The sequence below is a fragment of the Salinibacterium sp. AL4.1 genome (genome assembly GCF_059767305.1).
In genome coordinates this window covers 403697-427987 of record NZ_JBSOQK010000002.1, presented here as the reverse complement: position 1 = coordinate 427987, position 24291 = coordinate 403697, and the positions used below count along the sequence as shown (strand labels likewise).

General features: G+C 62.9%; 24 protein-coding genes and 1 tRNA gene. 21 read left to right on the top strand and 4 right to left on the bottom strand.

Translation table 11 applies throughout. From position 1 onward, the window contains the following. The first annotated feature begins 49 nt into the window (after nt 1-49). From sp36 to ACWTV3_RS11400, 3 genes are read left to right on the top strand one after another with little or no spacing between them, the layout of a single operon-like run. The gene (gene sp36, locus ACWTV3_RS11410) at nt 50-211 is read left to right on the top strand and encodes a Sp36 family protein (protein ID WP_192893583.1); all 162 of its coding nucleotides are present in this window, start codon (nt 50-52) and stop codon (nt 209-211) included. Next, nucleotides 212-673, top strand: a complete 462-nt coding sequence (locus ACWTV3_RS11405) for a RidA family protein (RefSeq protein WP_498478323.1) — start codon at nt 212-214, stop codon at nt 671-673. It begins immediately after the preceding gene. Beyond that, the gene (locus ACWTV3_RS11400) at nt 670-2187 is read left to right on the top strand and encodes a UDP-N-acetylmuramoyl-L-alanyl-D-glutamate--2,6-diaminopimelate ligase (protein WP_498478322.1); all 1518 of its coding nucleotides are present in this window, start codon (nt 670-672) and stop codon (nt 2185-2187) included. The genes ACWTV3_RS11405 and ACWTV3_RS11400 overlap by 4 nt, the downstream gene beginning before the upstream one ends. A gap of 78 nt (nt 2188-2265) precedes the next feature. Here the strand turns inward: ACWTV3_RS11400 and acs are convergent, their stop codons facing one another. Next, complete coding sequence (gene acs, locus ACWTV3_RS11395; RefSeq protein ID WP_498478321.1) at nt 2266-4230, bottom strand: acetate--CoA ligase; 1965 nt, start codon at nt 4228-4230, stop codon at nt 2266-2268. 348 nt (nt 4231-4578) lie between these two features. Between acs and ACWTV3_RS11390 the strand changes: the two genes are divergently transcribed. The 4 genes from ACWTV3_RS11390 (at nt 4579) to ACWTV3_RS11375 (ending at nt 7659) form a co-directional block, all read left to right on the top strand. After that, nucleotides 4579-5070, top strand: coding sequence for a MarR family winged helix-turn-helix transcriptional regulator (locus ACWTV3_RS11390; RefSeq protein WP_498478320.1), 492 nt, complete (start codon nt 4579-4581; stop codon nt 5068-5070). Then, nucleotides 5070-5492 (top strand): organic hydroperoxide resistance protein, encoded by a 423-nt coding sequence (locus ACWTV3_RS11385; RefSeq protein WP_498478319.1) that lies wholly within the window; start codon nt 5070-5072, stop codon nt 5490-5492. Before ACWTV3_RS11390 ends, ACWTV3_RS11385 begins: the two co-directional genes overlap by 1 nt. A gap of 149 nt (nt 5493-5641) precedes the next feature. Then, nucleotides 5642-6745 carry a TadA family conjugal transfer-associated ATPase gene (locus tag ACWTV3_RS11380; protein WP_498478318.1) on the top strand — a complete coding sequence of 368 codons (1104 nt, stop codon included), beginning with the start codon at nt 5642-5644 and terminating at the stop codon, nt 6743-6745. Further along, nucleotides 6742-7659, top strand: coding sequence for a type II secretion system F family protein (locus ACWTV3_RS11375; RefSeq protein WP_498478317.1), 918 nt, complete (start codon nt 6742-6744; stop codon nt 7657-7659). Before ACWTV3_RS11380 ends, ACWTV3_RS11375 begins: the two co-directional genes overlap by 4 nt. Here the strand turns inward: ACWTV3_RS11375 and ACWTV3_RS11370 are convergent. Then, the gene (locus ACWTV3_RS11370; protein ID WP_498478316.1) at nt 7656-7907 is read right to left on the bottom strand and encodes a hypothetical protein; all 252 of its coding nucleotides are present in this window, start codon (nt 7905-7907) and stop codon (nt 7656-7658) included. The two genes, ACWTV3_RS11375 and ACWTV3_RS11370, sit on opposite strands and share 4 nt — an antisense overlap. Nucleotides 7908-8108: 201 nt before the next feature. Here ACWTV3_RS11370 and ACWTV3_RS11365 point away from each other — a divergent pair, with 201 nt between their 5' ends. The 9 genes from ACWTV3_RS11365 to ACWTV3_RS11325 all read left to right on the top strand — a co-directional run bounded on the left by ACWTV3_RS11365 (nt 8109) and on the right by ACWTV3_RS11325 (nt 17238). Then, complete coding sequence (locus tag ACWTV3_RS11365; protein ID WP_498478315.1) at nt 8109-8369, top strand: DUF4244 domain-containing protein; 261 nt, start codon at nt 8109-8111, stop codon at nt 8367-8369. 43 nt (nt 8370-8412) lie between these two features. Next, the gene (locus ACWTV3_RS11360) at nt 8413-8775 is read left to right on the top strand and encodes a TadE family type IV pilus minor pilin (RefSeq protein ID WP_498478314.1); all 363 of its coding nucleotides are present in this window, start codon (nt 8413-8415) and stop codon (nt 8773-8775) included. Then, nucleotides 8775-9173, top strand: a complete 399-nt coding sequence (locus tag ACWTV3_RS11355) for an Rv3654c family TadE-like protein (RefSeq protein WP_498478313.1) — start codon at nt 8775-8777, stop codon at nt 9171-9173. Before ACWTV3_RS11360 ends, ACWTV3_RS11355 begins: the two co-directional genes overlap by 1 nt. 82 nt (nt 9174-9255) lie before the next feature. Further along, nucleotides 9256-12150: a type I DNA topoisomerase gene (topA, locus tag ACWTV3_RS11350; protein WP_498478312.1), complete on the top strand. Its 2895-nt coding sequence runs from the start codon at nt 9256-9258 to the stop codon at nt 12148-12150. Between the two features lies 1 nt (nt 12151). Next, nucleotides 12152-12781 (top strand): dTMP kinase, encoded by a 630-nt coding sequence (tmk, locus tag ACWTV3_RS11345; protein ID WP_498478311.1) that lies wholly within the window; start codon nt 12152-12154, stop codon nt 12779-12781. Between the two features lie 9 nt (nt 12782-12790). Next, a complete protein-coding gene (locus ACWTV3_RS11340) occupies nt 12791-13957 on the top strand; it encodes a DNA polymerase III subunit delta' (protein WP_498478310.1) in 1167 nt (388 codons plus the stop codon). Further along, the gene (locus tag ACWTV3_RS11335; RefSeq protein ID WP_498478309.1) at nt 13954-15501 is read left to right on the top strand and encodes an alpha/beta hydrolase; all 1548 of its coding nucleotides are present in this window, start codon (nt 13954-13956) and stop codon (nt 15499-15501) included. Before ACWTV3_RS11340 ends, ACWTV3_RS11335 begins: the two co-directional genes overlap by 4 nt. Nucleotides 15502-15517: 16 nt before the next feature. Next, nucleotides 15518-17086: an alpha/beta hydrolase gene (locus ACWTV3_RS11330; protein WP_498478308.1), complete on the top strand. Its 1569-nt coding sequence runs from the start codon at nt 15518-15520 to the stop codon at nt 17084-17086. A gap of 79 nt (nt 17087-17165) precedes the next feature. Next, a tRNA-Thr gene (locus ACWTV3_RS11325) sits at nt 17166-17238 on the top strand. A 51-nt stretch (nt 17239-17289) separates the two neighbouring features. Here the strand turns inward: ACWTV3_RS11325 and ACWTV3_RS11320 are convergent. Further along, nucleotides 17290-17472: a hypothetical protein gene (locus tag ACWTV3_RS11320; protein ID WP_498478307.1), complete on the bottom strand. Its 183-nt coding sequence runs from the start codon at nt 17470-17472 to the stop codon at nt 17290-17292. 480 nt (nt 17473-17952) lie between these two features. Between ACWTV3_RS11320 and ACWTV3_RS11315 the strand changes: the two genes are divergently transcribed. The 5 genes from ACWTV3_RS11315 to ACWTV3_RS11295 are packed head-to-tail and all read left to right on the top strand — an operon-like array spanning nt 17953 to nt 22125. Next, entirely contained in the window at nt 17953-18639 is a 687-nt protein-coding gene (locus ACWTV3_RS11315; protein WP_498478306.1) for a hypothetical protein, read from the top strand. A 45-nt stretch (nt 18640-18684) separates the two neighbouring features. Beyond that, nucleotides 18685-20109 (top strand): D-alanyl-D-alanine carboxypeptidase/D-alanyl-D-alanine-endopeptidase, encoded by a 1425-nt coding sequence (locus ACWTV3_RS11310; protein ID WP_498478305.1) that lies wholly within the window; start codon nt 18685-18687, stop codon nt 20107-20109. Nucleotides 20110-20161: 52 nt separating this feature from the next. Beyond that, complete coding sequence (locus tag ACWTV3_RS11305; RefSeq protein WP_498478304.1) at nt 20162-20746, top strand: isochorismatase family protein; 585 nt, start codon at nt 20162-20164, stop codon at nt 20744-20746. A gap of 7 nt (nt 20747-20753) precedes the next feature. Continuing rightward, nucleotides 20754-21323 (top strand): hypothetical protein, encoded by a 570-nt coding sequence (locus ACWTV3_RS11300; protein WP_498478303.1) that lies wholly within the window; start codon nt 20754-20756, stop codon nt 21321-21323. A gap of 1 nt (nt 21324) precedes the next feature. Beyond that, nucleotides 21325-22125, top strand: coding sequence for a TrmH family RNA methyltransferase (locus ACWTV3_RS11295; protein WP_498478302.1), 801 nt, complete (start codon nt 21325-21327; stop codon nt 22123-22125). A gap of 147 nt (nt 22126-22272) precedes the next feature. On the opposite strand, the gene ACWTV3_RS11290 is transcribed toward ACWTV3_RS11295, so the two are convergent. Then, on the bottom strand, nt 22273-24144 hold the full coding sequence (locus tag ACWTV3_RS11290) for an ABC transporter ATP-binding protein (protein WP_498478301.1): 1872 nt from the start codon (nt 24142-24144) through the stop codon (nt 22273-22275). Nucleotides 24145-24291 lie beyond the last annotated feature (147 nt).

The window sequence follows — 24291 nt, the reverse complement described above, 5'->3', positions numbered from 1 at the left end:
CAACAGTAGGGGATTATTGATAACGCCATGCTGAACGGGAGCCGCAAATATGCCTAAATGGGAGTACCTGACAACACCGCTGATGGTGCACAATTCCACCGCGATCCTCAATAACTGGGGTTCAGAGGGTTGGGAACTTGTGCAGGTCGGTACCGGCCCCGAAGGGGGCCCGGTCGCTTATTTCAAACGGATCAAGGAAGAGAATAACTAAATGTCGCAGCTCGATGAACGGCTCGCAGAACTCGGCTTGAGCGTCCCAGAAACCTCAAAGCCTCTTGCCGCCTACTTGCCAGCTATGGTTTCGGGAAACTTGGTCTACACGGCCGGCCAACTGCCCATGGTCGACGGCGCTCTTCCTGCCACCGGCAAAGTCGGCGCTGAAGTGGATGCTGCTGATGCCCACGAATACGCCAAGACCTGTGTCTTGAACGGCCTCGCTGCGGCCAAGGGCGCTATCGGGTCTCTCGACCGCATCACGCGCGTCGTGAAGGTTGTCGGTTTCGTTGCTTCCGACCCGAGTTTCACCGGCCAGCCCGGGGTCATCAACGGAGCGTCTGAGCTTCTTGTTGAGATCTTCGGAGAGATCGGTAAGCACGCTCGCAGCGCTGTTGGCGTTGCTGTTTTGCCCCTCGACGCTCCAGTTGAAGTCGAGTTCGTATTCGAGTTCGCGTGATCGAAGTGTGGTCCTCCGGTCAAGCCGGAGAGAACGCGCCGCTGCGCCCGGTCGACCTCGGTCTGTGGGACGCGGCGCACAGCGGAGTAACTCTTCAGGCTCGTCGCCTTGTGCAAGACAGCCGAGAGGCGGGAGCGGATGACGTATTCGTCGCCATTGGTACGAGTGCGTCGTCGGCTCTGCCGTACATTGACGCCGCCCTCGCCCAGGGTGCCGTTGCGGTACTCGTGGACGCGAAGGCCGCCGAGGGCGTTGAGCTCGATGAGCGGGTGTATGCGATTGAGGGCCTGCGCGACGTTGTCGGGGTTCAATCGGATGCCTTTGTGGAACATCCATCCGCCGCCATGGCGATGGTGGGCATCACCGGCACCAACGGCAAAACCTCGACCGCGCACTTGCTCACGCAGGCCTGGGCTGAGCTCGGCATGAGCTCGGCCACGATCGGCACGCTCGGTGCTGGCATCACGGGTGAGCGTCGCATCAACATGGGTATGACGACGCCGCAAGTGACCGCTGTTCACCAGTTCTTGGATGACTTCAACCGTGCCGGCGTGAAGAACGTTGCCATGGAGGTCAGCTCTCACGCGCTCGAACAGCGCCGGGTCGACGGGGTTGCCTTCGACATCGTGGCGTTCACGAACTTCACGCGCGATCACCTCGACTATCACGGGTCGATGGAGGAGTACGCGGCACAGAAGGCCAAGATTTTCGCACTGCCGGGCATCCAGACGGCGCTGTTGAACCTTGACGACGACGCTGCGCTCAACCACTTTCACCACACGGTTCCGGCCGGAGTGCGTGCAATCGGAATGACCTCGCGGGGCCACTCCGAAGCAAGTGTTCGCGCTGACAACGTGCAGCTCACGACCGAGGGACTCGAGTTCGATCTCGTGATTGAGGGCGAGAGTCACCACGTCGCGAGCGGCCTCATCGGGCGATTCAACGTAGACAACCTGCTGACGTGCGCGACGGTGCTGTGGGCGCAAGGTGTCGAGCCGCGAGAGATAGCCGAGGTGTTGGTTCCACTGCAGCCGGTGCTGGGTCGCATGACCCGCATCCGCGAAAACGACCAACTGCCGTTGGTGGTTGTGGATGCTGGCCACACCCCTGATGCCGTGCAACAGGCCGTCACCGCTCTGCGCGAATCGGGTCACGCCCGTATCGTGACCGTTTTCGGTGCTACGGGCGACCGCGATCCGGGCAAGCGTCCGGTCATGGCACGCATCGTGGAAGAAGCCTCCGACGTGATCGTGGTCACGGACGACGACGTGCACAACGAAGACGGCGACCAGATCGTGGCGCACATTCGGGCGGGGTTCGAGCATCCGGAGCGAGTGGTGGAGATCCGCGATCGGGCAACCGCTATTGCCTACGCGATTGACGCCGCGAATCCGGATGACGTGGTGCTCTTGCAGGGCAAGGGTCACGAACCGTACCAAATTGTCGGCAACGAGCGCGTGCCGTTCAGCGACATCGACACCGCCATTCGCTTGCTCAAGGAGCGCGCGAACTAGTGGAACGCAGCACTACTGCGTACCAACGTCGAAGGCCGGGTCCCCGTGGGGGCCCGGCCTTCAGCGTTTCTGCGAGGCCTAGTTGAGCTTGTCGGAGATGATCTGCATCACCGTGGTGTCGGCGAGCGTGGTGGTGTCACCGATCTCGCGGCCCTCCGCGACATCCTGAAGCAAGCGGCGCATGATCTTGCCCGACCGCGTCTTGGGCAGCTCCGAGACGATGAAGATTTCCCGGGGGCGTGCGATCGCGCCGATCTCTTTCGCGACGTGCTGACGCAGCAGCGAACTAGCCTCCGCTGCAGTCTGAGCATGCTCCTGGTTCGACTTTATGATGACGAACGCCACGACCGCTTGACCGGTCGCCTCATCCGCCGCTCCCACCACGGCAGCTTCTGCCACGATGGGGTTCGAGACGAGAGCCGACTCGATTTCGGTGGTCGACAAGCGGTGGCCGGAGACATTCATGACGTCATCGACCCGGCCGAGCAGCCAGATGTCGCCATCCTCGTCAACATGGGCGCCGTCGCCGGCGAAGTACTGTTCGCCATCGAGCTGCGGAAATTTCGACCAGTACGTCTCCTTGAAGCGCTCTGGGTCACCCCAGATGCCGCGCAGCATGGCAGGCCATGGCTCGGAAACAACCAGCAGTCCACCGTTAGGAGGGTCAACGCGCGTGCCATCTTCGCCCAGGATGTCGATCTTGATTCCCGGGATAGGAACTTGTGCCGAACCCGGCTTCAACGTCGTGAGTCCGGGCAGCGCCGCAACCATGATGGCGCCGGTTTCGGTCTGCCACCACGTGTCAACGATGGGAGCTGAGCCGCCGCCGATCACATCGCGGTACCAAATCCACGCTTCGGGGTTGATGGGCTCGCCCACCGAACCCAGCACGCGAATCGAACTGAGGTCGTACTGCTCCGGAATCTGACGCCCTGCCTTCATAAACGAACGGATGGCGGTGGGTGCCGTGTAGAAAATGCTCACCCCAAACTTCTGGATGATCTCCCACCAGCGGCCCGGGTTCGGGGCGTCAGGAGTTCCCTCGTACAGCACCTGAGTGGCACCATTCGCGAGAGGACCGTAGGTCACGTAGGTGTGGCCGGTGATCCAGCCGACGTCTGCCGTGCACCAGTACACGTCGGTTTCCGGCTTGAGGTCGAAGACGTTCTTGTGGGTGAACGCCGCTTGCGTGAGGTAGCCACCGCTGGTGTGGAGGATCCCCTTCGGCTTGCCCGTCGTGCCCGAGGTGTAGAGCACAAAGAGCGGGTTCTCGGCGGGGAACGCTTGCGCCTCGTGCTCAGGCTCCGCTGCCTCGATCTGATCGTGCCACCACAGGTCGCGACCCTCGGTCCACTCCACATCGTTCTCGCCGCGCTTGACGACCAACACATTCGTAACGGTGGATTCCCCGGTGGCGAGTGCGGCATCCACTGCTGCTTTGAGGGGGAAGACTTTGCCCTTGCGCCAACCGCCATCAGCGGTGACAACGAGTTTGGCGCTGGCGTCGTCGATGCGGCTGCGGAGGCTTTCGGCGCTGAAGCCGCCGAAGACGACGGAGTGCGCTGCACCGAGGCGTACCGTCGCGAGCATCGCAATGACAGCCTCGGGAACGAGCGGCATGTAAATGGCGACGACGTCACCCTGGCCGACTCCGAGGGCAGCCATGGCGTTGGCCGCGCGCTTGACCTCTGCGGTCAATTCGGCGTAGGTGATGCTGCGGCTATCGCCGGGCTCACCCTCCCAGTGGATAGCGACGCGGTCACCGTTGCCAGCGAGCACGTGGCGGTCGAGGCAGTTGTACGCCACGTTGAGTTCACCGTCGGCAAACCACTTCGCAAAGGGAGGGGTAGACCAATCGAGTGTTTCTGTGAACGGCTTGTGCCAGTGAACATACTCGCGCGCTTTATCGGCCCAGAACTCAACTCGGTCTGCTTTAGCCGAGGAGTAGAGGTCTGCGCTCGCTTCGGAGCGGGAAGAAAAGGCCTCTGACGGGGCAAAACGTCGTGATTCGTGCAGAAGACTGTCAATGGAATTACTGGGCATTTGATCCTCTTCGATCGTGTGATTGCATTTCTTGACCACGTGCTTTCTGAAAGTATTCCACCGATTCTAAAACCTCCGTTGCGCGCCCATACCGTTGCGTTACACTGAAAGTCGCTGGGCGCAAGTTCAGCAAGTGGCCAATACGATTCCCCCCCAATCGTCGGCCGCTGTGGCGGCGCCCTTTCCCCCCACTGGGCGCCGCCCCTCTCTCTTTAACGGGACCTTCTCCTGTGGCGGGACCTTCCCGGGGCACGCTTCGGCGTGTGCTCTTCTTCTGTTGCCGGTTCTGTCGACCAGCTCTTTTCGCATTGCTTTGTGCACAAAGTCTTTGTGTGCAAAGCTTGAAGAATGGATGACGATCAGAGCGCGGACGAGCAAGGCCCCTCCGCTCTCGACAGCATGCTCTGCTTCGGGCTCTACGCAGCGGCCCGCGCCATGAATCGTCGGTACACAACGCTGCTAGCGCCGTGGGGTCTCACATATCCGCAGTATCTGGTTCTCATCGTGCTGTGGGAACAGCGCTCGGCGACGATCAGTGACATTGCGGACCGGCTGATGCTCGACCTCGGCACCACGTCGCCTCTCGTCAAACGACTCGACGAGCGCGGCTTTCTTTCCCGAGAGCGGTCCATTTCAGACGAGCGCCGTGTAGTCGTCCGCGCCACGGAACAGGGCCTCGCCATGCGCGAGCAACTGGCGCACATTCCCGCGTGCATCGCTGACGCCACGAACATCACTTTTCCCGAATTTACTTCGACGTTATCGACGCTGCACAGCGTCACCTCACACCTCTCCACCGCATCCGCGGCTGGAGCCGATGTCATTGAAAGGCAGAACTAATGGAAGCTCTCTACACCGCAGAAGCACTCTCGACCGGCGCAGGCCGTAACGGACACGTGAAGACAACATCCGGCAACGTCGACCTCGACCTCGCCATGCCCACCGCGATGGGTGGATCGGGCAACGGCTCGAACCCCGAGGAACTGTTCGCCGCCGGTTACGCTGCGTGCTTCCACTCGGCACTTCAGCTCGTCGCCCGCAACCAGAAGGTGGCCATCGAGCACTCCTCCGTGGGCAGCGCAGTTCACTTGCTTCCCACCGAGGACGGCGGTTTCAAGCTCGCCGTTGATCTCGAAGTGATCATCCCCGACCTCGCCGCCGAGCAGGCTCAGGCGCTCGCGGATGCAGCCCACCAGGTGTGCCCGTACTCCAACGCCACGCGCGGCAACATCGAGGTAAAAATCACGGTCGCTCAGGACTAGCGTGCGGTGGCCCCCGTGTGATCGCTCGGCGGTCGCGGGGGTCTCGCGTTAACCCAGCACTCCTCCTCCCCAACGGCGAGGGGGAGTGCTTTGTTGTAGGCATCGCAGCTTCCTCGATCCCGGCGCGGAGGAGTCTCTAGCGTGGCGGGGTGACTGACACTTCGCGCTTGCCTACCCCTGTACCTGCCCCTGTTCCTTTCGTCGCCCGTCGATTACTTACCGCTGAACCCGACAGCGTTGAAAGCGCGCGACACCGCAGCGGCGTTGGGGCGGGGGCGGCGGTGCTGCGGTCTGCAGCGGCGTCGGGCGCAGCCGCCGTGTCTGCCAGTGCACTGCACGACTTCGGGCCACTAGCGCCCTACGTGGGCCGCCCCAACACCACCGACGTCTTCGTCAACGGCGCTCACAATGTCTGGATCGACCGCGGCGGTGGGCTTGAACCCGTCGGGGACGTCGGCATGACCGAGGCCGACCTGCGCGCGCTCGCCGTCCGTCTCATCAGCCTCGGTGGCCGACACATCGACGAAGCGACCCCGTGTGTGGATGTTCGGCTCACCGGTGGGGTGCGGGTGCACGCCGTGCTGCCTCCCATCTCCGCAAACGGCACCTTGCTCTCGATCCGAGTTCCCAGTCGCGAACCGTTCGGGCTTGCTGAGTTGGATTTCGCCGGGTTCTTCAACGACGTGCCTCGCGAACGCATTCAATCGCTCATCGACCGGCGCGAGAACGTGCTTATCTCCGGTGCTTCAGGGGCAGGAAAAACAACCTTCCTCGGAGCCTTCCTCGCTGCGGCGTCCCTCACCGAACGCATCGTCGCCATCGAAGACGTCGCCGAGCTTCGGGTCGACCATCCCCACTTTGTCTCCCTCGAAGCGCGCCAAGCCAACCTCGAAGGCGCCGGCGGCTATGGGCTCCCCACCCTCGTGCGCGAAGCCCTCCGAATGCGTCCCGACCGCCTCGTCGTCGGCGAATGTCGGGGCGCCGAAATTCGCGAACTTCTCAGCGCCCTCAACACCGGCCACGACGGCGGCGCGGGAACGCTGCACGCGAACTCGCTGCGTGATGTGCCCAGCCGCCTCGAAGCGCTCGGGGCGCTCGCCGGACTCGACGCGAACGCCATCGCCCGCCAAGCCGTGAGCGCCATCGGCGCCGTACTGCACATCGACCGCGTAGACGGTCGCCGCAGACTCACCCACCTCGGCCGCCTCCAACTCGATGCCAACGACCGCCTCACGATCGCCGAAATCGAATGAAAGCCCCACTCTCGCAGCTGCCGGACGTTGCCAGCACCACCCAGCGCCTGGCTGTACTGCTGCACGCAGGCTTGACTCCCACTTCGGCATGGCAGCACGTTGCGCGCGGCCGCGCCGAGAGCAACGTAGCCGCGGCGGTAGCGGTGGAAAGCGGCGAACCGGGAGGGGCGCCAGAACGCATCTTTCGGGCATCCGCGGGGCTTGCAGCGCTTGATCGGCAAGCGTGGAATTCTCTCGCTGCAGCGTGGTTTGTGGCTGCGCAAGTGGGAGCGCCGTTGGCTGGCGCGCTGCGTACTCAGGCGAGGGCATTGCGGATGCTCGTGCACAGCCAGCGCGAAGTGGCCACTGCGCTGGCTGCTCCGGTTTCGACCGCACGAATGGTTCTCGCGTTGCCCGCTGTGGGGCTCGTGTTTGGAGCGTTACTGGGGTTCGACACTCTGGGCGTGCTGTTTACGACGCCTATCGGCTGGGGCTGTCTCGTCGTAGGCGGCGGACTGATTCTTGTGGCCGTGCGATGGAACCGCAGGCTCGTTCGATCGGCGACACCGGAGCGCGCGGCTCCGGGGCTCGAGTGCGAGCTGATGGCTGTCGCGGTCTCTGGCGGGGGCTCGCTTGTTCCGGCGCGCGCCATCGTAACGGAGGCGCTCGAGCGCTTCTCATTGCCCGGCGATGGCGATCACCTAGACGAGGTGCTGCAGCTTTCCCACGAGGCGGGCGTGCCCGCGGCCGAACTGCTGCGTGCCGAAGCTGACGAGCTGCGCCTGACGGCAGATGCGGATGCCCGTACCGCCGCCGCTGCGCTCTCAGTGCAGCTCATGCTCCCGCTCGGGCTATGCGTGCTTCCCGCGTTCATGGTGCTCGGGGTGCTGCCGCTCATGGTGGCGGTTATCTCGTCCACCGTGGAGGGGTTCTAGCGTCGCCCCAACAATTCAGCTTCGATCGCGTCGAGAGCAGCACGTCGTCGACGCTGGTGCAGCAGGAAGGCGCGTATTCCGACAGCGATCAAGGTAGTGCTCAGCACCCCCGCAATCGCCGTGGTGGCGAACTGCCACCATGTCGCGGCGTCGGCAAGAAGAGTGGCCGTTAGTCCGGCCGCTGCGAGCCCAAACAAGAGGCTTCCCCATGCTGTCGCTAGTGATTCTTTCTCATTACTGTTCGACATGCGTTCGAGTATACGCAGGCGAGACTTTTCGGCAGCGAGAGTGTCGAGCTTCGGCCTGCATAGTATCCGTCATCTTGTCCACCGCTCCTAGGTTCTCCAGAAGTTGCACACATCGGGTACCTCCGCGTCGCGCGGGCGCCGTTGTCGGCAGGCTTGAATCACTCGGCCGCAGACGGCGCACAGCGCACGAAGGAGTACCTCATGAACGACCCACATCTCATTAGCTTTTCTGCCCTCGAACCGGGGCGCACCCGTCCCTCGCGACTTGGCACTACAACCGCGCTCTCACGGCGACTCCGCCTTCGTCTCCGGTCTGAGCGCGGTGCCGCCACCGCCGAATATGCCATCACTACGCTCGCCGCGGTCGGGTTTGCTGGCTTGCTCGTGGTCGTGCTGCGCTCAGGAGAAGTGCGCGGCATGCTTACCGACATCGTGCGCAGTGCGCTTTCTATCCCTGCCTGAGCGCGGGCACCGCCACACGCGACAGCGAGCGGCGGAGCGAGGGTTGTCTTTGTGGTCGACGCCCGCGCTGCACGCGGAGCGAGGCAGCGTCACCGCAGAATTCGCGTTGGCGATGCCCGCCGTGGCTTTGGTGCTGGTCTGCTGCCTCAGCGGGGTGCAGCTCGCTGGGCTGCAAATTCGATTGCAAGATGCGGCAGCCGCGTCGGCGCGCAGCCTGGCACGAGACGAAAGCTCCGGCACGGTCGCCGCCACCGCATCCGCCCTGGTCTCCTCAGCACGGCTCAGCTCCCACCAGCGGGATAACCTCGTGTGCGCCACCGTCACGGCTCCCGCGCGCAACGCGCTGCTGGGGCTCTTGCCCATCAGCCTCAGTGCCAGCAGCTGTGCGCTCGCGGGAGGCAAATAGTGGATACCGTGCACCACCGGGCGACCGGCTCGGGACGGTCGCTGGGGCTCCGCCTGCGCAACGACGAAGGCGCAGGAACCCTGCTGATGGTCGTTCTCGTCGCGACCGTCATCGCGATCACCGCACTTGTCGGTCCCCTCTATTGGGCACTCAGCGTTCGTCACGCCCTCGCCGCGGCAACGGATGCTGCAGCGCTCGCCGCCGCCGATACCGCGAGCGGGCTCGTGGCAGGCTACCCCTGCGACAACGCTGAATTGCTCGCAGGCGTAAATGACGCCCATATAAAGGAGTGCACTGTAGATGGGCGTATCGTGACAGTTACCGCCAGTCGCCACATCCTCGGCATACTGGTCACAACGAGCGCCACAGCAGGCCCACCCCCAACCGGGGCGAATTAGGCAAGTGAGCGGTCGGTGTGTGTATTGTGTCGCTGACGGTGGCGCTGCCACCGGTCTAGTGCGTCATCATCCAAGGAGTCCCGTGTCTGGCACCAAAAAACTTGTCATCGTTGAGTCGCCCACCAAGGCCAAAACGATCTCAAAGTACCTCGGTGACGACTACGACGTGCTCTCCTCGGTCGGCCACATCCGCGACCTCGTCGAGCCGCGCAATCTGCCGGCCGAGCTCAAAAAGGGTTCGCTCGGCAAGTTCTCAGTTGACGTCGACAACGGCTTCGAGCCCTACTACGTCGTCTCTGACGCCAAGAAGAAAACCGTCAGCGAACTGAAGAAAGCGCTCAGCGGCGCGAACGAACTCTTTCTCGCAACTGATGAGGACCGCGAGGGTGAGGCCATCGCGTGGCACCTGCTTCAAGTGCTGAAGCCCAAGGTTCCCGTCAAGCGCATGGTGTTCCACGAGATCACCGAAGACGCCATCGAAGCGGCCATCAACAACACCCGCGACGTCGACACCGCGCTCGTTGACGCCCAGGAAACCCGCCGCATCCTCGACCGTCTCTACGGTTACGAAATCTCGCCAGTGCTCTGGCGCAAGGTCGGCCCCGGGCTCTCCGCTGGCCGCGTGCAGTCCGCCGCGACTCGCCTTGTTGTCGAGCGTGAACGCGAACGTCTCGCCTTCATCACCGCCAACTACTGGGACCTCATTGCCCAGCTTTCGCCCGACAGCGAAACCAACGGATTCGAATCCAAGCTCGTACGCCTCGACGGCAAGCGCGTTGCTGCCGGTCGCGACTTTGACGACCGCGGAAACCTCAAGGGCGAAGCAGTAGCCCTCGATGAGAAAGCCGCTCAAACACTCGCAGACGCCCTGCGGATGCCGAGCACCACCATCACCGTAAAAACGGTCGAGACCAAGCCCTACACGCGCCGCCCCGCAGCACCCTTCACCACCTCGACGCTGCAGCAGGAGGCCGGCCGCAAGCTGCGCTACTCCGCTCGGCAGACGATGAGCGTTGCGCAGTCGCTGTACGAAAACGGTTACATCACCTATATGCGAACCGACTCCTCGTCGCTTTCGCAGCAGGCCATCTCCGCCGCCCGCACCCAAGCCGTTGCGCTCTACGGTGCTGACGCTGTGCCCGACAAGGCCCGCGTCTACGCCAGCAAGAGCAAGAACGCTCAAGAGGCCCACGAAGCTATCCGTCCCTCGGGTGACACCTTCCGTACGCCGAGCGAACTTCAGTCGACACTGCGCGGAAACGACTTCAAGCTCTACGAACTCATCTGGAAGCGCACCGTCGCCTCGCAGATGGCTGACGCTAAGGGTTCAACGGCATCGATCACGATCGCTGCCGGCGAAGCTCCCGTTGCCGAATTCTCGGCCAGCGGAACCATCATCACCTTCCGCGGCTTCATGCAGGCCTACGAAGAGGGCCAAGACGAAGAGCGCAACGCCACCGCTGAGCCCAAGGAAGCGAAACTGCCTCCGCTCAAGGAAGGCCAGACCCTCACGCTTCTCGACATCGAAGCCAAGGGCCACGAGACCAGCCCGCCTCCGCGCTACACCGAAGCCAGCCTCGTCAAGAAGCTTGAAGAGCTCGGCATCGGTCGCCCGTCGACCTACGCCTCGATTATCTCGACGATCATCGACCGCGGGTACATCACGCCACGCGGCCAGGCACTCGCGCCCAACTGGATTGCATTCTCCGTGATCCGTTTGCTCGAAGAGTACTTCGGCGACCTCGTGCAGTACGACTTCACTGCCGGTATGGAAGACGACCTCGACCGCATCGCGGGAGGAACCCAGAACCGCGTGGAGTGGCTGCAGTCGTTCTACTTCGGCGACGACAAGTACAGGGGCCTGCGCACCGTCATCGACAACCTCGGCGAGATCGATGCCAAGGAAATTAACTCGATGAAGCTGTCGGATGACGTAACCCTGCGCATCGGAAAGTACGGCCCGTACCTAGAGACCCCCAGCGACGACCCGGAGAAGCCGCGCCGCGTCAACATTCCCGAAGCGCTTGCGCCCGACGAACTCACCCTCGCCAAGGCGATCGAACTCATCGAAGCGCCCGTTATCGGCGACCGCGTCATCGGAGTAAACCCGGAAAACGGTAAAGAGATCGTCGCGAAGGACGGCCGCTTCGGCCCCTACGTGACCGAGCTCGAACCAGAACCCGAGCCCGTTCCGGAGCCCGTCGAAGAGATCGACCCCAAGACCGGCGAAGTGAAGAAGGCCAAGAAGCCGAAGAAGGTTGCCGCGGTCAAGCCGCGTACGGCATCCATTTTCAAAACGATGGACCTCGACACTGTCGACCTCGACACCGCCCTCAAGCTGCTCAGCTTGCCGCGCGTGGTGGGCGTTGACCCCGAGTCTGGCGCTGAAATCACGGCCCAAAACGGTCGCTACGGCCCCTACTTGAAGAAGGGCACCGACACCCGGTCGCTCACGAGCGAAGACCTTATCTTCGACATCGATGTAGCCGGAGCCGTCGAGCTCTACGCCCAGCCCAAGTACGGCAACCGCGCAGCATCCAGTGCTCTGAAAGAGTTCGACGCTGACCCGGTGAGCGAAAAGCCGATCAAGATCAAGGATGGCCGCTTCGGTGCGTACGTAACCGACGGCACCACCAACGCCACCATCCCGCGCGGCGAGACCGTGGAAGACGTGGACTTCGAGCGCGCCGTTCAACTGCTCGCTGACAAGCGCGCCAAGGGACCGGTCAAGCGCAAGACGGCAGCGAAGAAGCCTGCTGCCAAGAAGCCGGCAGCCAAGAAACCCGCAGCCAAGAAGCCTGCTGCCAAGAAGCCAGCTGCCAAGAAGCCAGCTGCCAAGAAGCCAGCCGCCAAGACCACGGCAGCCAAGACGACGGCAACTAAGGCCACGGCAGCCAAGAAGCCCGCAGCAAAGAAGCCGGCAGCAGCCAAGCCTGCGGCAAAGGCTGCTGCGTCTGCCGCTCCCGAAGCGGAGTAGCGTGCCCGGGCTCTTCATTACTCTCGAGGGCGGCGACGGCGTGGGTAAGACCACGCAGTCGCAGCTTCTTGTCGATTGGCTTACCGAAGCGGGGCACACCGTTGTGGTGACCCGTGAACCGGGTGGCTCCGATCTCGGGCTCGAACTTCGCGAGATCGTGTTGCATCGCCGGGGCGATATGGACCCGCGCGCAGAGGCCCTCATCTACGCGGCCGACCGCGCGCATCACATCGCCACCGTCGTGCGCCCCGCGCTCGAACGCGGCGAGATCGTCGTGCAGGATCGCTACATCGACTCCTCGGAGGCGTATCAGGGTGCCGGGCGAGTTCTTGGCTCCGACGAAGTGCGCGAGCTGTCCCTCTGGGCAACCGAAGGGCTTCTTCCCGACGTAACGGTGTTGCTCGACCTTGATCCCACCGACTCCCGCAAGCGGCTCGACAGCGCTCGCACTCGCTACGATCGCCTCGAAGCGGAGAAGCAAGAATTCCACGTTCGAGTGCGCGACGCGTTCCTCGGACGTGCCGCCAAAGAGCCCGAACGTATCTTGGTGGTGGATGCCGCCCGCGAGATTAGCGAGATAGCTACGGCGATCCGTGAGCGCATCCAAAACCACCTCCCGCAACCCGCCTAGACTGAGCGCATGTCGTTGTGGGAAGGCCTGACGGGCCAAGCTGAAGCGATCGCCGTTCTTGAGGCTGCGGCCTCCTCGTCGGCGTTGGGCAGCTCAGAACAATCGTCCATGACGCACTCGTGGTTGATCACGGGGCCTCCTGGTTCGGGCCGCTCCAACATCGCCTATGCCTTCGCCGCTGCACTGCTCGGCACGCGTGGTGACGAGACCGAGGAGTCGGTCTACAAGCAGGTCGTTGCTCGCACGCATCCCGACCTCAGCGTGCTCAGCACCGAACGCGTCATCATCTCGATCGACGAAGTGCGTAAGCTCGTCGCGTCGTCACAGTTCTCGCCCTCGGTCGGCCACTACCGCGTCATGATTATTGAGGATGCCGATCGCATGGTCGAGCGCACCTCCAACGTTCTCTTGAAAGCGCTCGAAGAGCCGCCGCCGCGCACCGTGTGGATTCTTTGCGCGCCCAGTGAAGCAGACCTCATCCCCACGATCCGCTCGCGCGTGCGCAGCGTTCGCCTGCGCACCCCCGCCATCGAAGACGTGGCCCAGTTGCTGCAGGACCGCGATGGAGTTGCCCCCGATATTGCCTTGCGTGCCGCGCGAGAAGCGCAAAGCCACATCGGCATGGCGCACCGTCTTGCCACCAATGCGGAGGCCCGCGAACGACGCGAACGGGCCCTCACGACCGTGCTCAACATCCGCACGGTTTCTGACGCCGTGATCGCAGCGACGTCGCTGCTTGAACTGTCGAAGGCGGATGCCGCAGCCATCACCGAAGAGAAAGATGCGCAGGAACGCGAAAGCGCCCTTCGCTCGCTCGGTGTCGCGCCCGGCGGAACAGTTCCTCCCGCTCTGCGCGTGCAGCTCAAGAACCTCGAAGAAGACCAGAAGCGCCGCGCTACGCGAAGCCTGCGTGATGGCATTGACCGCATCATGGTCGACCTGTTGTCGCTGTATCGCGACATTTTGTTGACCCAGATTGGCGCCCCGGGAGAGCTCATTAACCTCAGCATTGTCAACAATCTCACAGCGGTCGCGAACCGCACGACGGCCCCAGCGACGCTGGCCATCATGGATGGTATCGCCGAGGCGCGTCGCCGCATCGAGAGCAATGTCGCCCCGGCACTCGCGCTCGAAGCGATGCTCGTCAAGGTGGCTGTGTCGGGGCGTGGCGCATGAACCGGCGCCGCACTCGCACTCGCACTACCGCGGTAATTGCCACGGCGCTGGCAACCTCGCTGCTGCTGAGCGGCTGTGTGTCATGGTTCTTCCCGCCCGAGTCATCGACCACATCGACGCCAACGGAAGAGGCCGTTGCGCCGAACCTTGAGAAGTTCTATCAGCAGGTGTTGGAGTGGAACAGCTGCGGTGACAACCTGCAGTGCGCCACCGCGATTGCGCCCGTTGATTGGGATGCTCCCGAGGGCGACACGATCGACCTAGCCCTGGTGCGTCAGACCGCGCGAGGCAACGATCGCATCGGCTCATTGCTGGTAAACCCCGGTGGCCCTGGCGGGTCCGGTTTCGACTTCATCGCGGACAGCGTGGATTACGCCACGAGTGAGGCGCTGCAGGCGCAATTCGACGTGGTCGGTTTCGACCCTCGTGGGGTCAACCGTTCAACGCCGGTGTCGTGTTACTCCGACCCTGCTGAACTTGATGAGTACATTTACGGCATCACGCCGGGGGAGAAGGGCAGCGACGAGTGGATCGCCGCCGCCACCGAAGCCTCCGCTCAGTTCGCCCAACGCTGCAGCGAAGAGACGGGCCCGCTCCTGGGCTTTGTTGATACCCCGAGCGCCGCTCGTGACCTCGACATGCTGCGTGCCGTTCTCGGCGATGCGACGCTCAACTATTTGGGCTACTCCTACGGCACCCTGCTCGGCCAGGTCTACGCCGAATTGTTCCCCGAGAAGACGGGACGACTCGTTCTCGATGGAGCGGTCGACCCCGCGGCATCCGAATTTGAAGCAACAAAGGCGCAGGCTCAAGGCTTTGAAGGTGCACTGGATGCGTTCCTCGAGGATTGCGCTGGCGCCAGCGATTGCCCCTTCACCGGGTCTGTCGATGAATCGCGCACCACAATCCGCACTCTGCTCGACCGGCTCGACAAGAGCCCGCTCACAAACGCTGACGGCCGCAAGCTCGGCAGCAGCACCATGTTCACGGCGATCATCCTGCCGCTCTACAGCCAATCCAATTGGGCGTACCTGCGCCAGCTCTTCACGACCGTGATGCAAGGTGATGCGTCGATCGCGTTCGACCTTGCCGACAATTACAACGGCCGTACTGCCGATGGCACGTATGCCGAGAACCAAACCGAAGCGTTCATTGCCATCAACTGTCTGGATGCCCGCGAGCCCGCCGACAACGAGCGCATGCGTGAGCAGGCTGCCGAGCTGGCGCTCGCGGCTCCCATCTTTGGCCCGCAGATGTCGTATGGCGACCCCGGTTGCGCCAACTGGCCGGTGGAGGCGAAGCGTGACCGCACCGCGATCGCGGCTCCGGGTGCCGCAGACATGCTCGTGATCGGCACCACAAACGACCCCGCAACGCCGTACGAATGGGCGGTGACGGTGGCTGACAACCTCGATACTGGCCACCTCATCACCTACAACGGTGAGGGTCACACGGCGTACAACAAGTCCAACGAGTGCGTGAATAGCGCGGTGGAGGACTTTCTCCTCAAGGGGGAGGTTCCGGCCAACGACCCGAACTGCTAACCGCTAGGCTCGGGCCGTGAACTCCATCGTTGCTGCCCCCGCTTCTCGCGCTCGCAGGCTCGCCCTCGTGGTGCCGGCTCTCGCTCTCACTCTCCTGCTCAGCGGCTGTGTGAACCTGCTGAACAACTTTCTAGGCGAGCGTTCAGAGCCGACGGGGGAGACCGTTGCGGCCGAACTCGCGCCCTACTATGAGCAGATTCTGACGTGGGTTGACTGCGGCAATGGCGCTCAGTGCGCCACGGCGATCGCTCCGATGGACTGGGCGAACCCGTCATCGGAGACCGATATCGAAATCGTCATGGCTCGACATGAGGCCACCGGAGAGAGCCTGGGGTCGTTGTTTGTGAACCCCGGTGGGCCGGGTGCCTCTGGCTTCGATCTCATCCACGATGATGTCGATTTTGCGGTGAGCTCGAATCTCCGCGAGAACTACGACGTGATCGGGTGGGACCCTCGCGGTGTTGGTCGTTCGACTCCCGTCACGTGCCTCGATGATGATGGTCTCGATGAGTTCATCTTCGGCATTCCGGAAGCCGCCGTTGGTAGCGATGAGTGGCTCGCCACGAGCGAGCAGGCGGCCATAGACTTCGGCCAGGCGTGCCTTGAGAACACTGGACCGGTGCTGCAGTTCATCGATACGCAGAGCACTGTGCACGACCTTGACATGCTGCGTGCGATCGTCGGCGATGAAAAGCTGCAGTATCTGGGTTACTCCTATGGCAGCGACATCGGTTCGTATTACATCGAAAACTTTCCCCAGAATGTGGGCCGCATTGTGCTCGACGGTGCGACCGATTCTTCTATCTCAGTATTCGAGGTAGGGCTGGTTCAGTCGGCGGGATTCCAGCGCGCTCTGGAGAACTACCTCGCGGCGTGCCCCGAGATTTTCGACAATTGCCCGTTCACTGGTGGGGTGGATGCTGCTCTCGCGACTATTCGAGAACTGTACGACTTTTATGACGCCAACCCCATCCCGGGCGCCGACGGTCGCATGATGGATGCTGGCGTGCTCGACATCGCCATGAGCACGGCTCTCTACTCTCAGGATTCGTGGCCGTTCCTCAACGACCTTTATTCCGAAGCGGCACGCGGCGAGACCGACACCGCGTTCTTCCTTGCTGACTTCTACTACAGCCGGGATGTCGACGGAACTTATGCCGACAACTCGCTCGAGGCGTTTATCGCTATCTATTGCGTTGACTACCCCGTAGAGACTGATCCAGCAGTGCTCATCGAGCAGCAGAAGCTGATGCAGGCGGCCTCGCCGGCGACCTACCGTGACTTCCCGCCGACCGGTGACCTCACGTGCATCAATTGGCCGTACCAATACATTGGGCCGGAGATCACTGAGCTCACGGGAGAGGGCGCTCCGCCTGTTCTCATCATCTCCACGACCGGTGACCCGGCAACACCCTACGAGTGGGGCGTCGCGCTCAGCGAACAGCTGCAGAGCGCCCAGCTAATCACTTACAACGGTGAGGGCCACACTGCCTACAACGGTGGTGTGGGCTGTGTGGATGGCGCGGTTGACGCGTATTTCATCAATGGAGTGGTGCCCAATGACGACCCGAATTGCGGCGCATAAGCCTGAGTTCGTCGAGTGGGTCATAGAACCCCAAAACTTCGGCTAAGCTTTCATGCTGTGCCTCATGAAAATGTGGCCGGCCGCCTTAGCTCAGTCGGTAGAGCATCTCACTCGTAATGAGAAGGTCATCAGTTCGATTCTGATAGGCGGCTCCGTTCTCCGCATGCGTCTCGCCAACGCCTTCTTCGCAGACTCCGGTCTAGTTACTCGCCAGGGTCAACGGTGCGCTTGTTGGCAATCATCGTGACGATCAGGCCGACAGTGAATGACCCGAGAGCGATGCCAATTACGAGCAATAGGTCTGCGCCGATGACGTGGGCGACGGTGCCGGCGGCGATCGACAGCACGAAGATAGTGCTGTACTGATCGGTTGTAAGCTCCGGCACCACGACCCCCAAAGAGTTAGATTTTCTCAAGTATCGACCTCTTGATGGGGATATGCAAACGCCCTGCAGCGGGGGTCATTGGGGTCCGTGGATGCGATCCTCTCGAAGGTTCGAAAATCTCACTTTCGGGCCACAGGGGTGTCCCCCAAACAGAGGATAGACCCGTCACCCAGACCCCCCATTAACGGGTATTTCCGCATGTTTCCGGGGTTTTTCCCTTGTATAACTGTGATTTCGCCCTTAGTTTTGGCAGCAGGAAGCAGAGGGGTCTGCATCCTATTCATTCGTCTGGGGGGCGATTTTTTCATGGGGAGAGTTCCGTTTTTAACGGCCTTAGTAACCGTTGTAATAGTCGGAGTAGTACCGTTCGTCGGGGGAGGCGGACCAGGGCTCACCGAGAGCGCAACCGCTAACGCGGCCGCACGTTCACCATTATTCGCATCGACGGCCACAGGCCCGATCGAAGAAGAGCCCGACGTGGTGGCTGTCGCCAGCGTCGAACGCATCACAGAAGAATCGCTTGCGGCCGAGTTGAAGGCTCAAGCGAAAGCGCTCACGACTGACTCCGAGCACTTGGCTCAGAAGGCCGTGCCCAAGCCGAAGCCGATTGTTGTTGAATCGGTGACCGGTGGATCGGCATCCGTCGAGCAGATTCGCGCTGCGTATGCGTCTGCCGGGCAAGCGTGCCCCAGCAACGTCGGCGGTGCAGTTCCCGGCGCACCGAGCCGCAGCTCTTCGCAGGGCGTTGCCGGAACCACCTCGGCTGACCTCTCATCGTTCGCCTACGCGTACAACGCGATTCGCGTCGCCAACTGCCTGCAGCCGATTCCCCTCTCGAACTTCCGCTACGACTCCTGCATGGAAGAACGCCTCTTCTGGATGGCAGAATCGCCCAGCTCAAATCCTCTCGACGGTTGGGGCCACAACGGCACCACTCGCTCCGATGGCGTTGCCGCTCGCGGCTGCGACGGAAACCTCGCTGGTGGTTCAGGAAATAGCGGAGCCACCGTGGCATCCAAGTGGTGGGAATCCAGTGCACATCGCGCATCGCTCTACCAGCCCGGTGCCAGCACCGGCGGCGTGTGCATCGCCTTCGCCATGACCCACGGCGGAATCGATGAGCCCTATAGCTTTACCCGCGCTGCAGCACGTTGGACGTACTGCTAGGCCGCATGCGGGCACTGAGTCGAGGCATCCGGGTACTATAACCGGGTGACTGATTCAGCCAGCAGCGAGCCGAAAGCGCCGGGAGGAATACGCGCGTTTATTGCCAAGCACCCCACCGCATCCACGGTGACGGTCGCAGCGGTTCTCTTCGCACTACTCGCAGGAGTAGCAGTATTCGCCGGAATTTCGGTTGGCTCCGCTAGTTCGGCAGTTGATGTCACCCCAGACGAAGTCACTGTTGAACAGCGGAGCCAACCGGATGTTACCCCCGGTTCGGTCTCTGTGCGCACGTGTTCTGTAGATCCGTTAGCAACTGTCGCGGCCTTCCCGTCGCTCGTTGGTGTTGTGACGGATGTCGCTAGCGGCGATGTTCTCTGGGACCGTTCGGCAGAAGACGCCTCGAGCCCCGCCCACATTGTGACCGCGTTCACGGCGGCCGCCGCACTGCAAACGTTGGGCGCCGATACTCGCATCAGTACGAAAGTCATTGATGGCTCGCAGCCGGGAGTGATCGTCTTGGTCGGCGGGGGAGACCCGACGCTGGCGACCACAAATGCCTCGTACTACCGGGATGCACCGCAGATCTCTGAGCTCGCGTCGCAGGCCATGACGCGGTACGAAGAACTTCACCCCGGGGTTCCGATCACCGAAATCGTGCTCGACTCCACCTTGTGGACCACTGCTGACGCGTGGGATCCCAACTGGCCCGAGCGCGAACGTACCGGCGGCTACCACTCCTATGTCACTGCTCTGATGGTGAACGGCGACCGCGCTGATCCCACGACTGCCATCAGCCCTCGTGGTACCGATCCCGTGAAGTCGGCAGGGGAAGCCTTTGCCCAAGCGGCTGGTCTGCCCGGTGTCACGTTCTCGAACGGTGCCGCAGTCGGCACCACCGTGCTTGCTGAGGTGAAATCGCAGCCGGTCAGCGTGCTGGTCGAGCAGATGCTCAACAGCGGCGATGATTCTCTCGCCGAGTCGTTGGCTCGCCTCGTCTCCAAGAAACTGGGCCTCAGCGGCGCAGCGAGTACCCTCACTCAAGCAATGCAGAGTGCTTTGTCGGATGCCGGCCTCGACGACGCCGCATCCATCACCATCACCGATGGCTCGGGCCTCAGCCCCAAGAACCAGGTGTCCCCGCTCTTCGCTGCCCAGTTCATGGCTCTGGGTGCCGCGGGCAGTGGTGCCGTGGGCACCGTCTACGGGATGCTTCCGGTCGGGGGCAAAAGCGGCGACCTGTACAGCCGATTTGAAGGGGATGCCGCTGCGGCATCCGGAAACGTGGCAGCGAAGTCGGGCTGGACCGACCAGGAACATTCACTCGCTGGCGTGGTCAATGCCGAGGACGGCACTCAGCTAGCGTTCGCGTTCTACTCGATCGGGGAAGGCATCTCGACCGATGCCCGCACCGCGATCGACAACCTTGTCGCGGGCGTGTATTCCTGTGGAAGTAACCTCTCTAACTACTGACGTTGTGACGCCGGCGCTGTGGGTGGATGCTGCCGCGACTTAGACTGGCAGCGTGGTTGCTGCACTCTTCATCATCGATGTCCAGAATGATTTCACCGAAGGTGGCGCTTTAGGCGTCGACGGCGGTGCCGCTGTGGCGGCCGGAATCACCGACTATCTGCGAGCGAACCCCGACCGCTACGACGTCGTGATTGCTTCTCGCGACTGGCACGATGCTGACAACAGCAACGGTGGCCACTTTGCGACGGATGCCGCCCCCAACTTCGTCGACACGTGGCCGGTTCACTGTGTGGCCGGCACGCCCGGCGCGGAGTACCACCCCGCCCTCGATACCTCGCTCCTGAACGTGCACGTACGCAAGGGCCAAGGCGTTCCGGCCTATTCCATCTTTGAGGGCACGACCGACGACGATGAGACGCTCCCGGCTCTGCTGGCGCGACTCGGCGTTGACGCGATTGATGTCGCTGGCATCGCCACCGACTACTGCGTGCTTGCCTCTGCACTGGATGCCGCCGGCAGTGGGCGCGAAGTGTCGGTGCTGACAGAGCTGGTGGCTGGTGTCGCCCCGGAGTCGAGCACGGCCGCGCTCGCGACGATGGCGGAGTCGGGCATCACGCTCGTCTCTCCCGAAGCGTGATCCTGGGATGACAGATTCTCCCGAAGAGCTTCACCTTCCCGGCTTCATCGCCGAGTCTGAAGTTCTCCCGCCCGGCAAAGGTTTAGGTTGGCGGTTGCTGGCCCTGCTCGTCGGTCTCGGGCTCGTCATCGGGATCGCCGTGGCCGGTGGTGCCGCCCTGTTCACTGCTATCTGGCCCACGACAGCAACCCTGTGCGATGTATCCTCCGATGCCTCCGACACCTCCGACGGAACCTGCAGCGATGTGTCTCTCGAACAGATCGCCGAGTTCTCGAAGATCGTCCTTCCCGCAGAAACCGAAGTTGAGAGCGTGCAATATGCCACGGTCGAAGGCTCCTTCGGGCTGCTGTATGCCACCGCAGTGTTGCCGGAGAGTGCTGTCGACCCGTTGCGTTCGGGCGACTACCGGGTGGTGCCGACACTGTCCTGGGCAGCCGAAGCGGATGCGCTTGGGCTCGACAACCTCGTGCTCTTTCAGGGCATCGAGTCTGTCACCGGTCCCGGCTTCGAGGCTGCAAGCGGTCAGCGTGCAGACGGCCGCACCGTGATCCTCATTCGCGTGAGCCGGGAGCTGTAGCGTGCCCGTCATCCCTGTCACCGAGCTCAGCGATCCGCGGCTCGCTGACTATTCGCACCAGACCGATGTGGCGCTGCGCAAAGCGCAGGGTACCGAGCACGGTCTCTACCTTGCCGAATCGACGCTCGTACTGCAGCGCGCCCTACGCTCCGGTCACCGCGTGCGTTCGGTTCTCGCGCTCGGCACCTCGGTTGACGAGATTGTCGAGCTCGTCGGCGACGACGTTCCCATCTTCACGGGCGACGGCTCACTGCTCGCGGAGCTCACCGGCTACGTGCTGCACCGCGGCGTGATCGCGTCGATGCACCGCCCGCCGCTGCCGACGCCCGAAACTCTGTTGGCGGATGCTCGCCGCATCGTCATCCTCGAAAACGTCGTTGATCCCACCAACGTGGGCGCGATCTTCCGCTCCGTCGCCGGGATCGGGGCAGATACCGTGCTCGTCACCGAGCAGTGCTCCGACCCGTTTTACCGGCGCGCTATCCGCGTCTCGATGGGAACGGTGCTGCAGGTGCCGTGGACTCGCATCGGCAACTGGACAGACACGCGTGAACTGCTCACGGCATCCGGCTTTCAGATCGCGGCACTCGCCCTCGAGGATGGTGCGGTGTCGCTGCGCGACTATGCGGCGGATGCGCCCGAGAAGGTTGCGCTCGTGCTTGGCACCGAGGGCCACGGCCTCACCCGCGAGGCTATCGACGCTGCCGACACGATTGTGCAGATTCCGATGCGGCACGGCATCGACTCGCTCAACGTTGCGGCGACGGCTGCGGTCGCGATGTTCGCGCTCGCGGTCGAGTAACGGCGCCAGCGCAGCGCGGCAGGAGCGGCACAGAGCCCCGCAGTAGCTGCAGGGCTGCATAAGGGATGCATCAGTGCTGCACAGCAGCGGTAGCGGCCCGCGCACGGGTGCACGGGCGCACTGCCGCTGCAGCGCACCCGCGACCCGCTAGACGAGCAGCTGGTGCTTGGCGAGGTCCTTGTAGAGCGGGGTCGAATTCACGAGCTCGGAGTGGGTTCCAACGCCCACGACCTTGCCCTTGTCGAGCACCACGATCTGGTCGGAGTCGACGACGGTCGAGAGCCGGTGCGCGATCACGATGAGCGTGCGGTTCTCAGCCACGGCGTCGATGGCTTCGCGGAGCATTTGCTCGTTGAGGCCATCGAGGCTGGAGGTCGATTCGTCGAGCAGCAGAATCGGGGGAGCCGCGAGCAGGGTGCGGGCGATCGCGAGACGCTGACGCTCACCACCGGAGAGCATCACGCCGTCTTCGCCGACGGCGGCATCCAAACCGGCAGGGTTGCGTTCGAGTACACCCGTGAGGTTCACCGACGCAAGCACCGCGATGCACTCGTCATCGGTCGCGGTGGGGGCGCCGATGAGGAGGTTTTGGCGCAGCGTGCCGGCGAGCACGGGAGCGTCTTGCTCGACGTAGCCGATCTGGGCTCGGAGTTCTTCACGATTGAGGGCGCGAAGGTCGTCGCCGCCCAAGCGCAGCACGCCCGCCGTCGGGTCATAGAAGCGCTCGATGAGGGCGAGAATGGTGCTCTTGCCGGCACCGGAGGGTCCGACGATGGCGGTGCGCTCGCCGCGCTTCACGGTGAAGCTGACGCCGCGAAGCACAGTGAGGTCGATTTCGTCTGCGGCAGCTTCTGCGCCGCCGTGCTTGAGTTCGGCCAATTCGGTTTCGACCTTCACGAGAACGGAATCGTCGGGGTAGGAGAACTCGACGTTGTCGAACGTGATCGCGGCATCCGATTCGATGCTCGGAACGGCAACGACGTTGACGTCCGATTCGAGCTCGCTGGGCAGCTTGATGATCTCTTGGATGCGGCCGAGTGCACCGAGTGCCTGATTGACCGCGGTGACCGCACCGAAGGCTTGGCCGAGCGGCATGATCATGAGGAACAGGAAGAGGATGAACGCGACGAGGTCGGCGATCTCGATGGCGCCACTAGCGACGCGGTAGCCGCCGACGCCGAGCACGACGAGGAACGAGACCTGCAGGGCGATTCCGGCAATCGGAACAACCAGCGCCGAGATCTTGGCGACGCTGATGCCCATCTTCCAGGCACCGAGAGCGTCTTCGTTCACGGCCTCGATTTCACGCTCGGTGGCGTTGGATGCTCGCAGCGTGCGCACGGCGGAGATCGCCCGTTCCACGGCGGCGGCTAGGTCGCCGACCTTGCGCTGAGCGCGTTGGCTGGCCACACGGATGCGCTTCGAGAGCGTCGTGACGGTGACGACCGCGATGGCGATCACGAGCACCGTGAGACCGAGCAGCACAGGGTCGATAATGAGCATCGCGATGAGCGCACCGATGAAGGTGATCGAGCCACCGATTGCTTCGACGAGGCCCTGCGTCAGCACCGCGCGCAGCAGGGTGGTGTCGCTGCCGACACGGGAGACGAGGTCGCCGGTGCGACGACGGTCGAACTCCGAGATGGGGAGGTTGAGCATCCGGCTTACCAGACGACGACGGCTGGAGAGCACAACGCCCTCACCGGTGCGCTGCAGGAGGTAGTGCTGGTAGCCGCTGATGAGGCCCGAGATAACGACGAGGCCGATGAGCAGCCACACGAGGGTGCCGAGCGAATCTCCGGCCTCGACGATCGTAATGACCTGACTGACGAGCAGCGGCTGGGCGAGAGAAGCGCCCGCGCCGAGGATGCTGAGGATGATCACGAAGATCATGACCTTGCGGTGCTCGAAGAGGTAGGGGAGCAGCTCGCTGAACTTAGCGCGGGGGCCGTCGTCGGGGTTGTCGCGTGATCCGGAACGCCCGCGACGAGGTGCAGCGGTGTGTGAAGTCGAGCTCATGAAGTTTCTCGTTGTCCCAAAACTGGAGGGCGAAGGTGCCGCGAGTGTTCAGCGGCATCGGCATCAGCAATCAGCCTCTAAAACACTAAGCCTTCTGTCTGGATGCTGCGTACAACATCCGGTGTATCTGTGTGCGGACGCTGCTAC